The following is a 13,289-nucleotide window of genomic DNA, read 5'->3' as shown; positions in this document are numbered from 1 at the left end:
TGATGTTATCATTGGATTAACTAAGGTGATTTTTCAAGTAAATATTCTTATTTATTTTTGTCTGAGCTATAGCAAATTTGCCACTATGAAATATAAGCTTATGAATCTCTCTATTAATTAAATTTAGAGTGTTAGAACTTAAATTTTTATCATAATACCTAAAAACAATTGTATTTAGATGATTGCTTAAGTGTTGTTGCTCTTCAAAGGCTAGTTGTAGGTTATTGTCTTCTTCTATGGTTGTTATCGTTATATTTGTAATCTCAATAATATGATCAATCCATTTTGCAAATAACTCAGTACCACTATTTTGTAATGAGATAAATATTTTTAGAGCATCAAACCTACGAGTTGTTTGTATCGATTTATCTACTAAATTTATAGTATCAAAGCCATCTTCATCAGGGTTTAAGTAATCAGCATGGTAGCTCAGAAGCTTGAATGCTTGTTTATCTTTACAGAAAAAAGCCCCACAACTTACAGGCTGAAAAAATAGTTTATGAAAATCAATAGTTACAGAATCAACAAGTTCAAGACCTACTAGTCGATCTTTGTGTTTATTTGAAAGTATTAAAGCCCCATCAACAGCGGCATCTGCATGAATCCATATGTTATGTTTATTTGCTATTTCTGCTATTGACTTGATGTTATCAATACAACCAAAGTCAGTATCTCCAATAGTTGTAACTATATATATCGGAATCAAGTCTTGTACTTTCAGAGAGTCTATTCTTGAGGCTAAATCTTTAGTATCTAATTTAAGATTCTCATCTGTTTTTATTAGTTCGATTGAGTTTTTACCTAATCCTAATATTGATAGAGATTTGTGTACAGAGAAGTGCGTTTTTTCTGTGCATAAGATACGAAATTTATTAGCAATATTTGGCAAGCCTAAATCTGCTATTTTATGATTTAGAACATTTTCACAATAATGATCTCTTGCTAAAAGTAGTCCCATTAGGTTTGACTGAGTTCCACCACTTGTAAATATACCATCTGAGCATGGATTATCTTTGTAAATTAAAGAGCTAAACCAGTTAATAACAGCTTGTTCAATATATGTGGTAATAGGGCTTTGATCCCATGAATCCATAGATTGATTTAGAGCGGAGATAAATATTTCAGCAACTAATGAGGACAACATTACAGGGCAATGTAAATGAGCCATAGAAGTTGGGGAATTAACATTCAGCGAATGTTTAAAAAACTCGCTAAGCTGATTCTGGATTATATTCTCTAATTTTTTAGGTTCTTTATCTATCTTATATTGAGCAGTCAATCCTTCTAGTTGCCTTGTCTCTTGCCCACTAAAAATATTAGAGCTCTTTAAGTTAGCTGTGATTATTTCTAAAGTATCTTTTATACTTTGTTTATATGCATTAGTACTTTCTATAGAGCTGTTTAGAAAGTAACTATCAAGATTTAGACTCATATATTCTCCTTAATTGAGTCTTCTAATATTTTAACTACTTCATTGATTTGTTTAATAGTTATTGTTAAAGGAGGTAATAGTCTAATAGTTCCTCCAAAGCGACCGCCTAACTCAACTATCAATCCCATGTCAAAACAAGTTTTTTTGATTGCTAGAGCTTTTTTTCCATCAGCAGGCAAGCTACCGATTGAGTCCAGCTTTGAAGATATATCAACTATTTCCATACCAATCATCAAGCCCGAACCGCGAACATCACCAATAATGTTATATTTGTTTTTTTAGGCTACGGAGTTTGTCGAGTAGATAATTACCTTTTTTACTTACTTGTTCTAGGAAGTCAGTATTGTTTACTCTTTTTAGAACAACGCTTCCTGCAACCATTGCAAGCACGTTACCACGAAATGTTCCTGTATGATCACCAGGCTTCCAAGTATCTAAATAACTTTTGTATAGTATTACAGATATTGGCAATCCTCCACCAAGTGCTTTAGATAGAACAATTACACCTGGATCAATACCGGCTTTTTCAAAAGCATATAAGTATCCCGTTCTGCCAATACCAGACTGAACTTCATCAACAATTAGAGGTATATCTAGCTCTTCAGTTAGCTCTCTTATTGCCTTTAATCATTTTACAGGAGCTGGGATTACACCTCCTTCACCTTGTACGGGTTCCAGTATGATTGCGGCTGGTTTTTTTATACCACTTTCAGGATCTTTTAATAAGCGAGAGATCATTTGAATATTTATGTCTACGCTTTGTTCGTCTTTTAGACCAAAAGGGCAACGATATGAATAAGGGTAGGGTAGGAAATGTATATAGGGAGTAAGTCCGGCAATATCTTGTTTTGGTTCTAAATTACCCATAAGAGAAAGTGTTCCATGAGTCATACCATGATAGGCACCATGAAAAGCAATTATATTCTCTCTACCTGTTGCTGTTTTGCATAGTTTAATTGCTGCCTCAACTGCATCAGAACCACTTGGGCTACAAAATTGAACTTTTGTTTTGCCATGATAAGACTGGGGTAGAGTATTTAGTAGCCCCTCCATAAAGCTATGTTTTTCTTCTGTAAGCAAGTCTAATGTATGTATCGGAACCCCGTTGTTTAGAGTTTGTGATATGGCATTTGTAATTTCAGGATCATTGTGTCCAAGAGCAATAGTTCCAGCTCCCGCTAAGCAATCTATATATGTTTATTCTCAATGTCTGTTAAATAAACACCTTGAGCTTTTTTATAACTAAAGGATTTTTTCTAGGATAGCTTCTAGCATTAGACTCCCAAGTTGCTTGATTTTCTAACATCATTTGTTGTGATTGTAAATTCAAATTTTATCTCCGCTGTTTATTTATTGATAATGATTATCATTTGGATTATATTTAAATGTAACATGAATCAGTAAAAAAATTATGAAAAAACAAATCAGTGTAGCAAAATTTGGTGGAACTAGTGTCGCAACTATCGCAGCTATATAAATGTGTTGACATAGTCAAAAACAATGAAGGTATAACAGTTGTTGTTGTCAGTGCGCAAGCTGGAGTTACTAATTTATTAGAGAGGCTTATAAAAAGCGATATTTATAGCTATAAAAAAATATTTAAAGACCTTCATCTTATCATAGATCCTATTGTTGAATCTGTTCTGCCAGCAGAGAGTTCTAATGTAGAGAGTCTATTTAGTGAGCTCGAGGAGCTTTGTCAGAGACTGTATGTAAGTGAAGAATTGGATTTATGATTACAGTCACAGATCTTATCTTTTGGAGAGAGGGTTTCAGCATATATTTTTAATCAGGTTTTGAAAGTGCAAGGCATAAATTCAAAGTATGTAGATGCTTGAAAAATTATTAAAGCCGATCGTAGCTATATTGAAGCTAAGCCTTTATTAGAAAACATAAAAAATCAGACGAGAAAATATCTTTCTGATCCGGAAAAGATATATGTCATGAGCGGCTTTATTGGTTCAAACTTAGATAATGAAACAATATTGTTAGGTCGAGGAGGGAGTGATTACTCAGCAGCATTGATTGCTGAGGCTATAAATGCAAATATGCTGTATATTTGGACAGATGTTGCAGGTATACATCAAGCTGATCCAAGATTGATACCTAAATCTCAAGTAATAAGGCAGATAAACTTTGAGGAGGCTATTGAATTGATAAGTTTTGGTGCTAAGGTTTTACATCCTGATACACTTTGGCCTGTAATAAGAAGTGGAACAAAAGTATTTGTCGGGTCAACATTTGATCCCAATAAAGGAGGAACTTATATTGTAGATAATCAAGAGTTAGTTAATAGAGATGGAGTGAGGGCTATTATAGAAAAGCATGAACAAATTCTGATGAAAATAAAACTTCAAGATAGAGATATATCAGATGTGGCTCCTGATATTTTTTCCCTGCTAAAAAAATATGGAGTAACGCCAGTTATAGTTAGTTTGAGTGACAAAGAATTCTCATTTGTTATTAACAGACTTGATAAATTTATAGAAAATTCTGTAATTAGTGATTTAACTGCCTTACATCTTGATTGTTTTGAATTTGAGCGTAATTTATCTTTAACTGCCTTAATTGGAAATGGTTTAGATAAGATACCTCAGTTGTTTAAGGACCTTTCAGATAGGCTGGGCATCTCAAGTACTAATCTGGTTGGTTATGGAGCTAAAGGTAATAGCTTATATTTTTTAACAGAGAGCGATAATACTCTCTTGCAAACAGTGTATGATGAAATTTTCGAGTATTAGAAGTTACTTTTTTAAGCAAGATTTACATTTAATATATATATTTAGACTGCGGTCAACCATTTCAGCTCCGAGAGACTCAACTATTTTTTTCTGCATGGCTTCGATTTCTTCACTATAAAATTCTTGTATTTTGTTACATGAGACACAGATGATATGATCATGGTGATCTCCTTGATTTAGCTCATACATAACTTGATCATAGTCTAGCTTGAGTCGGCTTATTATTCCCGCTGATTCAAACTGATTAAGTACTCTATAAACTGTAGCTATGCCTGTATTACTTCCTTCAGATTTAAGCTTAGAAAAAACATCATCAGGACTAAGATGCCTGTCTGTATTTTCTTCAAAAAGTTTAAGTATTTCAACTCGTGGTTGAGTAATCTTAAAGCCATATTGTTTTAGGTTAAAGTTATTTGAGTTCATCTTATGTTGTTTATAAATTATGTATAAAATTCTAATATTAAAGATTATGTGAAAAGCTTGACTAAGTAAAGCCTTTAGAGGCTATAGTGTTTAACGATTTTAGGTTTTTGTAGTTCTAATTAATTATTTTATAGTATCTATAAGGTTTAAAATTTCTTATGACTTTGTACTTAAGCTCTAATTGTGCTATCATTAACGAACTAATTATTTTTATCAATCTTTTTCTATGAGCGCCAATGTTTATGCAGAATTTGCACCAATATTGATATTTTTTATCATAGCCTTTGGTTTGGGGGCAGCATTTGCAATGATCGGTAAAATCTTATCGATGATTGTTGGAGCCAATAATCCGAATGCAACGAAAGGAGAGACTTTTGAGTGCGGGTTTCCTACCTTCGGAGATGCTAGAGAAAAATTAGATGTTCGTTTTTACCTAATAGCAGTACTGTTTTTAGTATTTGATTTGGAGTTGGCGTTCATCATTCCTTGGGGTATAAATTTAAAGGCTAGTGCTGGAATGCCTGCTATTTCAAATCATGCTTTTTTTGCGATGATTATATTTTTGGTGGTACTATTCTTGGGCTTGATATATGCCTGGAAAAAAGGAGCTTTAGAGTGGGAATAGGTAACGAGAATAAAGGTTTTATAACTGCAAGTGCGGATGCACTTATAAATTGGGTGCGCACTGGTTCATTGTGGCCTGTAACTACAGGTTTGGCTTGTTGTGCAGTTGAGATGATGCATGCTGGTGCTGCTAGGTATGACTTAGATAGGTTTGGTATTGTTTTTAGACCGTCTCCTAGGCAATCAGATGTTCTTATCGTTGCTGGTACACTTTGTAATAAGATGGCTCCAGCACTACGTCAAGTCTATGATCAGATGCCAGATCCTAAGTGGGTGATTTCTATGGGCTCGTGTGCAAATGGTGGTGGATACTATCACTACTCTTACTCTGTGGTGAGAGGGTGTGACAGAATTGTTCCTGTAGATATATACGTTCCAGGATGTCCTCCGACTGCAGAAGCTTTAGTTTATGGGATAATACAGCTGCAGAACAAAATAATTAGAAAAGATACTATAGCGAGGAAGTGATCGTGAATGCCAGATTACAAGATCATTTTAATAATGTGGAAAAGATATTGAACGGTTTTGGTGTTGAGTGTTATGTTGCATATGGTGAGATTAATATTTCTATTAAAGATCAGCGCGACATACATCTTGTGCTAAGGAAACTTAAGAAAGAGTATCACTTCAGGCAACTTACTGATATCACGGCTGTTGATTACTTGACTTATGGTCAGTCTGATTGGCAAGTGGGTAAGACTGTTTCACAAACAGGTTTTTCAAGAGGGAGGCAACAGGACTTTAAAACTGCTGATGTTAATAATAGATTTGAGATTATTTATCAGTTGCTAAGTATGGCTAATAATGTTCGAGTTCGTGTCAAATGTAAATTAAAAGATGCTCAGATTATTATGGTTGACTCGGTTGAGGATCTTTGGCCTTCCGCTAATTGGGCTGAGAGAGAAGTTTATGATATGTTTGGGATCTATTTTAATAATCACCCAGACTTACGTAGAGTACTTACTGACTATGGATTTGTGGGGCATCCTTTGAGAAAAGATTTTCCTCAGACAGGTTATGTGGAGATGCGTTATGATGAAAATCTTGGTAAGGTTGTTTATGAACCTGTAGAGATTGATGATAGGGTCAATGCACCAAGAGTAATTCGCAATCAATAAAATTATGGGTTTGTAACAATGGCAGAGTATAAAAACTATACACTAAATTTTGGTCCAGTTCATCCTGCTGCGCATGGTGTTCTTAGACTTATTTTAGAGCTAGATGGAGAGATGGTTGTTAGGGCTGATCCTCATGTTGGCTTACTTCATAGAGGAACAGAAAAACTTGCTGAATTTAAACCATATAATCAAAGTATTGGCTATATGGATAGATTGGATTATGTCTCGATGATGTGTAATGAGCATGCTTACGTGATGGCGATCGAGAAGCTTTTGGAACTTGAGGTTCCTGAAAGAGCTCAGTACATTCGTGTGATGTTTGCTGAAATGACAAGGATTCTTAATCATTTGCTTTGGGTTGCTGCGTGTGGTATCGACTTAGGTGCTATGACAGTATTTTTGTATGCTTTCAGGGTTAGAGAAGACTTATTTGACTGTTATGAAGCTGTTTCTGGTGCTCGTATGCACGCTGCATATTTTAGACCAGGAGGTGTGGCTAGAGATTTGCCAACACAAATGCCACAATATAAGCAAACTAGATTTACAAGCAAAAGAAAAACCAAAAAAATAAATGCTAACAGACAAGGTGGTATATTGGACTTTTTAGATTCTTTTGTTGTCGATTTTGATAAATCTCTAGATGAGATAGATACACTTTTAACAGATAACAGGCTTTGGAAACAAAGAACTGTGGATATTGGTGTTGTTACAGCAGAAAGAGCGGTTGAGCTTGGCTTTGCTGGGCCAATGTTGAGAGGTAGTGGTGTGGCTTGGGATCTTAGAAAATCTCAACCTTATGAGGTTTATGATAAGCTTGATTTTGATATTCCTGTTGGTGCTAATGGCGATTGTTATGATAGATATCTTGTCAGAATGGCAGAAATGCGCGAATCAAATAAGCTAATTAAACAGTGTGTTGATTGGTTACGAGCTAATCCGGGATCTGTTCTTTCAGATAATCACAAAGTTGTACCTCCAAAAAGAAATGCAATGAAAAATAATATGGAAGAGCTTATTCATCATTTTAAGCTTTTTTCTGAAGGTTATTGTACTCCTGAGGGAGAGGTTTATGTTGGTACGGAGCATCCTAAAGGTGAGTTTGGTGTATATATTAAGTCTGATGGAGCAAATAAGCCTTATAGACTTAAGATGAAAGCGCCGGGATTTACTCACATAAGCGCTATGGATGAGTTGTTGTCAGGGCATATGTTAGCAGATACTCCAGCGATTATCTCTACGATAGATGTTGTGTTTGGTGATGTAGATAGATAGAGGAAAAAGATGTCTTTAGTAGATTTGATACTGCCACAAGCGAAAGAAGATATAGATAGGGTTTTGAGTAAATTTCCAGCGGATCAGCGTAGATCTGCGATTTTGGAAGGGTTGCATATTTTACAAGATCAAAATGGTGGCTATTTAACAGACGACTTACAAACAGCTCTTGCTGAATACTTGCAAGTTAGTAAAGTCGATGTTTATGAAGTCGCTACGTTTTACTGTATGTATGAACTAAAACCTGTGGGTAGACATAAATTGAATTTATGTACAAATGTTTCGTGTATGTTAAATGGCGCGTATGATATATTGGCGCATATTGAGAAAAAACTTGGAATCAAGCCTGGAGAGACTACGAAAGATGGTCGCATAACCCTAAAAGAAGTTGAGTGCCAGGGAGCTTGTTGTGGCTCGCCTATGCTTGAGGTTGACAAGATTTTTTATGAAAATCTAACTATAGAAAAAGTGAATCAAATAATTGATTCTTTGGAGTAGTTATATATGGCAAATGAAGTTTGTTTTCGTACCCTACATTTGGATAAGCCGTACAGCTTGGAGTCTTACCTATCTGTAGGAGGTTATTCTTATTGGAATAAAATTTTAACAGAGAAGATTCCACCTGAACAGATTATTGAAGAGCTTAAGATATCAGGGCTTAGAGGTCGTGGTGGGGCTGGGTTCCCTACTGGCCTTAAGTGGAGCTTTATGCCACGCAATACACCGGGGCAGAAATATGTTGTATGTAACTCTGATGAAGGGGAGCCAGGTACTTGTAAAGATAGAGAAATAATGCGTAATAATCCTCATCAATTAATAGAGGGTATGGTTATTGCCGGATATGTGGTCGGCGCTACGGCTGGCTATAACTATACGCGAGGAGAGTTTTACGAACCTATTGCAAGGTTTGAAGATGCCTTGATAGAGGCTTATCAAACAGGATTGTTGGGGTCAAATATTAAATCTTCAGGCATTTCATTTGATTTGTATTCTGCGATTGGTGCAGGGGCTTATATCTGTGGTGAAGAGACAGCATTGCTTAATTCGTTGGAGGGCAAAAAAGGTCGCCCAAGATTTAAGCCACCATTTCCTGCTTTCAAAGGTCTTTATGGTAGACCAACCAATATAAATAACACTGAGACTTACGCATCGGCACCAGTAATTTTACAGCATGGCGGTCAATGGTTTAAAAATCTTGGAACTGAAAAAAGTGGCGGTACTAAGCTTTTTTGTATTTCTGGTCATGTTAAGCATCAAAAAGTCATGGAAATAGGTCTAGGCACTCCTTTCAAAGATGTTTTAGAAATGTGTGGTGGTGTTCGTAATGGCCATAAGCTAAAGGCTGTAATACCTGGAGGAAGTTCTTCTAAGATTCTTACGGGTGAAGAGATGCTTAAGGTTACTATGGACTATGAGTCTATAGCTGAAGCTGGCTCTATGCTAGGATCTGGAGCAGTAGTTGTTTTAGATGAAACAACTTGTATGGTAAAAACACTAGCTAGATTAGCAGATTTCTATTATGAGGAGTCTTGTGGTCAGTGTACACCATGCAGAGAAGGTACTGGCTGGTTAGCTCGTACATTGCATAGAATTGTTGCTGGTGAAGGAAAGCTTGAAGATATCGACACTTTAGTGAGAGTGGTAACTAATATAGAAGGGAACACTATTTGTGGTCTTGGAGATGCTGCGGCATGGCCAGTCCAAAGTTATATAAATAAATTCAGAGAAGAGTTTGTATATATGATTGAAAATGGTGGTAAAAGTATAGTGGATCAATAGTTGATTGAGGTAGTTCAGTGTCAGACAATAAAGAATCCAAAAAAATAAATGTAGAGATTGATGGTAAAAGCTATGAGGCTTTGCCAAATCAGTCAATAATAGAAGTAGCAGATGCTAATGGTATTTATATTCCTAGATTTTGCTATCACAAAAAGCTATCTGTAGCTGCTAATTGTAGGATGTGCTTAGTTGATATGGAAGGTGCTAGACGTGCCTCTCCGGCATGTGCTACTCCAATTATGGATGGAATGAAAGTCAAAACTCGTTCGGAGAAGGCTTTGCAAATGCAAAAAGATGTAATGGAGTTTTTATTAATAAATCATCCATTAGATTGTCCGATTTGCGATCAAGGTGGAGAGTGTGAGCTTCAAGATATCGCTATGGGATATGGTAATACAACTTCTGAATATCATGAGACAAAAAGAGCTGTTGAAGATCCTGAACTAGGTCCTTTAGTTGCTACGGATATGACTAGATGTATTTTGTGTACACGCTGTGTTCGTTTTGGTGAAGAGGTTGCTGGAGTTAAAGAATTAGGCGTTATGGGCAGGGGAGATCATTCTGCTATCAGTACATATGTTTCAGGAGATATGGTTGACTCAGAAATTTCAGGGAATGTGATAGACCTTTGTCCTGTTGGTGCGTTGACATCTAAGCCTTTTAGATTCAAAGCTAGAGCATGGGAGTTAAAACAATTTTCTACAGTATCCTCAGGAGATGCTTTAGCTACAGAGATTAATGCTCATGTTTATCAAAATAGAATTGTCAGAACTGTTCCTAGAGAGAGTGAAATTACTGGTACGTGGATAGCTGATAGAGATAGATTTGAGTATACAGGATTATATAGCCCAGAAAGAATTGAAAAGCCGATGATTAAAAAATCTAGTGGATGGGTCGAAGTATCTTGGGAAGAAGCGCTTGATTTTATCAAGGTGGCAATTGAGAAAACCAAAGAAAAAGATGGTGCTGATGCTATATCAGCTATTGTATCAGAGTCTGCAACATCTGAAGAGATGTACTTAATGAAAAAGCTATTAGCTGGTGTTGGATCTACTAATATTGATGGTAGAGTAAGGCAGTATGCTGATATAGCTAGAATAAGTGCTGGTAAAGGCTTTAATTGTTCATTAGATAATATTCGTGAAAGTGATTTTATTTTGGTTTTTGGATCAAATATTAGAAAAGAGTATCCACTAGTTAATATTGCAGTTAAAGATGCTGTAGAAAAAAATAATGCTAAATTGGTAGCTTGGAATATTTGTGATTATGATTTTAACTATGATGTTAAACAAGTCAAACTAGCTGCTGATAATATTCAATATATTGCATTATCTTTATTAAAAGCAATTTTTGTAAGAGCAAATCTACCATATGGTGACTTGGATGAAATTTTGAGAAAAGTTGATCCAGCAGCAGAAGTTAGAGAAACTGCAGATAGAATTGTTGCGGCAGAGAATCCAAAAATCATTGTTGGCCAAGATATTGTTAATAGTAGCAGCTTTGAAGCAGTATTCAGTATTTTGGAGATACTGGAAAAAGTTATTGGTGTAAAAGGAGGGGTGTTAGCTAGTGATGTTAATTCGGTCGCAGCTGAGAGAATATTTAGCTCTTCTAAATCTAAATTTAGTACATATAAGTGTTTGAATGGTCAAACAGCTACTAAGCTTTTATTCACTGCTCACACTGAGTTAACTAAAGATTGTTTATATGGTGAACAGAAACTAAGAGAGGCATTTGATAATATAGATATCGTTGTTAGTTTTACTGCATTTGCTGATAAGTTTACAAAAGATGTTTCAGATATTATTTTACCTGTAGCTACTCATTATGAAACAAGTGGAAGTTTTGTTGATTTATTTGGTAATACTAAAGCATTTAATCAAGTGGTAAAACCATATGCTGAAAATAAAGAACTGTGGCGAGTATTAGGAGTTGTTGGTAATCTCTTAGAATTGGAAGGTTTTGAGTATAGTTCAATATCAGAAGTCACTACTGATGCTTATGCTCATAGAGCTAGAGTAGGCATTAATCATGTTGCTCAGATTCTTAATGCAAATTTAGATTATCAAAAAGAGATTGCATTTGTTGCATCAAATTGTATGTATAGCACTAGTAGCTTACTTAGAAGAGCAGAACCTTTACAGAAAACTCGTGATGCTAAGCGTTTTTCTGGAGTTAGAATTTCACGAGAACTGGCTGATGAAATTGGTCTAAAAGCTGGCGTTGGTGTTGTTAAAATCTATGATATTGATAATGAGATAATGCCAGAAGTAATAGTTGATTCTAGTTTGCAGGCTAAAAATATTATGATACCAAGATCATTGTACAAGGCGTTTTTATCAGGTGATAATGTAAGTATTAAGCTTGTGAAGGAGGTTAAATAATATGCTAGCATATATATTATGGACAGTGCTTTATGTGTTGTTAATAGTTATTCCTCTTATACTTGTAGTTGCTTATTATACATACGCTGAGCGTAAGGTTATTGGTTATATGCAAGATAGAATAGGTCCAAATAGAGTAGGATCGTTTGGATTGTTACAGCCGATATTTGATGCTTTAAAACTTTTTCTTAAAGAGATTATTGTCCCAACAAATTCAAATAGGTATTTGTTTTTCATAGCTCCGATATTAGCATTTGCTCCTGCTTATGCTGCTTGGGCAGTTATTCCTTTTTCAAAAGGTGTAGTATTGTCAGATATGAATTTGGGGCTTCTATATATATTAGCAATGACATCTTTCTCAGTGTATGGGATTGTAATAGCAGGATGGGCATCTAATAGTAAATATTCTTTGTTTGGTGCTCTTAGAGCAGGTGCGCAGGTTGTATCTTATGAATTAGCTATGGGATTTGCAATCGTTGGTGTTGTAATTGCAGCAGGATCTATGGGAATAACTGGGATTATTGAATCTCAAACTGGAGGTTTGTGGCATTGGTACTTTATACCTTTGTTCCCATTATTCGTAGTATACTTCATCGCAGGTATTGCTGAGACTAATAGAGCACCTTTTGATGTGGTTGAAGGTGAGTCAGAAATTATTGCTGGTCATCATATTGAGTATACAGGATCTAGATTTGCACTTTTCTTCTTAGCAGAGTATGCAAATATGATTTTGATCAGTATCTTAACCTCTATCATGTTTCTAGGAGGCTGGTGTTCTCCATTCGAGGCTACTCCTTTAGAAGCGGTATTTAGCTTTGTGCCTGGAGTTGTATGGTTGTTTACTAAAACTGGTATATTTATGTTTATGTTCTTGTGGGTGCGTGCGACATTCCCTAGATATAGATATGATCAAATCATGCGTCTAGGTTGGAAAATATTTATACCTTTAACATTTGTTTGGGTTGTAGTAGTGGCTTGTATGGTTAGGTTTGGTGTAGGACCTTGGTGGTAAAAAGGATGATATTATGAGAAATATAACAAGTTTTTTCAAAACCTTTCTACTTTGGGAACTTCTAAAAGGGATGAAGGTAACAGGTAAGCACTTTTTTACACGTAAGGTTACTGTGCAATATCCTGATGAGAAAACTCCGATATCTAATAGATTTAGAGGGTTACATGCCTTAAGACGTTATGAGAACGGTGAAGAAAGATGTATTGCTTGTAAGCTATGTGAAGTTGTATGTCCAGCATTAGCAATCACAATTAACTCTACTGAAAGAGAAGATGGGTCACGTAGAACATCTAGTTATGAAATTGATTTATTTAAGTGTATTTTTTGTGGTTATTGTGAAGAGTCTTGTCCAGTAGATTCTATTGTTGAGACCAATATTCTTGAGTATCACTTTGAAGAGCGTGGTGAAAATATTATGACAAAAGCTAAGCTTTTAGCTATTGGTGATAAATACGAGGCACAGATAGCAGCAGATAGATTACAAGATAAGGATTTTAGGTAGAG

General features: G+C 35.5%; 14 protein-coding genes and 1 pseudogene. 11 read left to right on the top strand and 4 right to left on the bottom strand.

All coding sequences use genetic code 11. The features are described from left to right. Positions 1-16: 16 nt before the first annotated feature. From FNO12_RS08955 to FNO12_RS08950, 3 genes and pseudogenes are all read right to left on the bottom strand, one after another. On the bottom strand, positions 17-1,432 hold the full coding sequence (locus FNO12_RS08955; RefSeq protein ID WP_231138736.1) for a pyridoxal phosphate-dependent decarboxylase family protein: 1,416 nt from the start codon (positions 1,430-1,432) through the stop codon (positions 17-19). Next, positions 1,429-1,665: a hypothetical protein gene (locus FNO12_RS11265; RefSeq protein ID WP_030005789.1), complete on the bottom strand. Its 237-nt coding sequence runs from the start codon at positions 1,663-1,665 to the stop codon at positions 1,429-1,431. The genes FNO12_RS08955 and FNO12_RS11265 overlap by 4 nt, the downstream gene beginning before the upstream one ends. A 31-nt stretch (positions 1,666-1,696) precedes the next feature. After that, positions 1,697-2,569, bottom strand: a pseudogene (locus tag FNO12_RS08950) (aminotransferase class III-fold pyridoxal phosphate-dependent enzyme). 314 nt (positions 2,570-2,883) lie between these two features. Between FNO12_RS08950 and FNO12_RS11260 the strand changes: the two are divergent. Further along, the gene (locus tag FNO12_RS11260; protein ID WP_231138735.1) at positions 2,884-3,168 is read left to right on the top strand and encodes an amino acid kinase family protein; all 285 of its coding nucleotides are present in this window, start codon (positions 2,884-2,886) and stop codon (positions 3,166-3,168) included. A gap of 105 nt (positions 3,169-3,273) precedes the next feature. Beyond that, on the top strand, positions 3,274-4,173 hold the full coding sequence (locus tag FNO12_RS11255) for an amino acid kinase family protein (protein WP_306807232.1): 900 nt from the start codon (positions 3,274-3,276) through the stop codon (positions 4,171-4,173). Positions 4,174-4,176: 3 nt separating this feature from the next. Here the strand turns inward: FNO12_RS11255 and FNO12_RS08940 are convergent, their stop codons facing one another. Beyond that, entirely contained in the window at positions 4,177-4,596 is a 420-nt protein-coding gene (locus FNO12_RS08940) for a Fur family transcriptional regulator (protein WP_014714592.1), read from the bottom strand. Between the two features lie 226 nt (positions 4,597-4,822). On the opposite strand from FNO12_RS08940, the gene ndhC reads away from it, so the two are divergent. Genes ndhC through nuoI form a run of 9 tightly spaced genes read left to right on the top strand, consistent with a single transcriptional unit; the run spans position 4,823 to position 13,287 of the window. After that, a complete protein-coding gene (ndhC, locus tag FNO12_RS08935) occupies positions 4,823-5,221 on the top strand; it encodes an NADH-quinone oxidoreductase subunit A (protein WP_014714593.1) in 399 nt (132 codons plus the stop codon). Further along, complete coding sequence (locus FNO12_RS08930; protein WP_003017394.1) at positions 5,212-5,688, top strand: NuoB/complex I 20 kDa subunit family protein; 477 nt, start codon at positions 5,212-5,214, stop codon at positions 5,686-5,688. The genes ndhC and FNO12_RS08930 overlap by 10 nt, the downstream gene beginning before the upstream one ends. Before the next feature lie 2 nt (positions 5,689-5,690). After that, positions 5,691-6,338: an NADH-quinone oxidoreductase subunit C gene (locus FNO12_RS08925; RefSeq protein ID WP_014714594.1), complete on the top strand. Its 648-nt coding sequence runs from the start codon at positions 5,691-5,693 to the stop codon at positions 6,336-6,338. Positions 6,339-6,356: 18 nt separating this feature from the next. Next, entirely contained in the window at positions 6,357-7,610 is a 1,254-nt protein-coding gene (locus FNO12_RS08920; RefSeq protein WP_030005786.1) for an NADH-quinone oxidoreductase subunit D, read from the top strand. 9 nt (positions 7,611-7,619) lie between these two features. Next, a complete protein-coding gene (locus FNO12_RS08915; RefSeq protein ID WP_014714595.1) occupies positions 7,620-8,108 on the top strand; it encodes an NADH-quinone oxidoreductase subunit NuoE family protein in 489 nt (162 codons plus the stop codon). A gap of 6 nt (positions 8,109-8,114) precedes the next feature. After that, complete coding sequence (gene nuoF / locus FNO12_RS08910) at positions 8,115-9,389, top strand: NADH-quinone oxidoreductase subunit NuoF (protein ID WP_014714596.1); 1,275 nt, start codon at positions 8,115-8,117, stop codon at positions 9,387-9,389. A gap of 17 nt (positions 9,390-9,406) precedes the next feature. After that, on the top strand, positions 9,407-11,773 hold the full coding sequence (gene nuoG / locus FNO12_RS08905) for an NADH-quinone oxidoreductase subunit NuoG (RefSeq protein WP_014714597.1): 2,367 nt from the start codon (positions 9,407-9,409) through the stop codon (positions 11,771-11,773). Position 11,774: 1 nt separating this feature from the next. Beyond that, positions 11,775-12,785, top strand: coding sequence for an NADH-quinone oxidoreductase subunit NuoH (gene nuoH / locus FNO12_RS08900; RefSeq protein ID WP_014714598.1), 1,011 nt, complete (start codon positions 11,775-11,777; stop codon positions 12,783-12,785). Positions 12,786-12,798: 13 nt separating this feature from the next. Further along, positions 12,799-13,287, top strand: coding sequence for an NADH-quinone oxidoreductase subunit NuoI (nuoI, locus tag FNO12_RS08895; protein ID WP_012280348.1), 489 nt, complete (start codon positions 12,799-12,801; stop codon positions 13,285-13,287). Positions 13,288-13,289 lie beyond the last annotated feature (2 nt).

Origin of the sequence: Francisella orientalis FNO12 (genome assembly GCF_001042525.2) — a bacterium.
GTDB classification, from domain to species: domain Bacteria; phylum Pseudomonadota; class Gammaproteobacteria; order Francisellales; family Francisellaceae; genus Francisella; species Francisella orientalis.
The sequence above is the reverse complement of the archived record's forward strand: the minus strand, read 5'-3'. Positions and strand labels throughout refer to the sequence as shown.

Excerpts from the sequence above, each read along its gene's own strand:
- FNO12_RS08955 (WP_231138736.1), bottom strand. The coding sequence starts at position 1,432 with ATGAGTCTAAATCTTGATAGTTACTTTCTAAACAGCTCTATAGAAAGT.
- FNO12_RS11265 (WP_030005789.1), bottom strand. The coding sequence starts at position 1,665 with ATGATTGGTATGGAAATAGTTGATATATCTTCAAAGCTGGACTCAATC.
- FNO12_RS08940 (WP_014714592.1), bottom strand. The coding sequence starts at position 4,596 with ATGAACTCAAATAACTTTAACCTAAAACAATATGGCTTTAAGATTACT.
- ndhC (WP_014714593.1), top strand. The coding sequence starts at position 4,823 with ATGAGCGCCAATGTTTATGCAGAATTTGCACCAATATTGATATTTTTT.
- FNO12_RS08920 (WP_030005786.1), top strand. The coding sequence starts at position 6,357 with ATGGCAGAGTATAAAAACTATACACTAAATTTTGGTCCAGTTCATCCT.
- FNO12_RS08915 (WP_014714595.1), top strand. The coding sequence starts at position 7,620 with ATGTCTTTAGTAGATTTGATACTGCCACAAGCGAAAGAAGATATAGAT.
- nuoF (WP_014714596.1), top strand. The coding sequence starts at position 8,115 with ATGGCAAATGAAGTTTGTTTTCGTACCCTACATTTGGATAAGCCGTAC.
- nuoH (WP_014714598.1), top strand. The coding sequence starts at position 11,775 with ATGCTAGCATATATATTATGGACAGTGCTTTATGTGTTGTTAATAGTT.
- nuoI (WP_012280348.1), top strand. The coding sequence starts at position 12,799 with ATGAGAAATATAACAAGTTTTTTCAAAACCTTTCTACTTTGGGAACTT.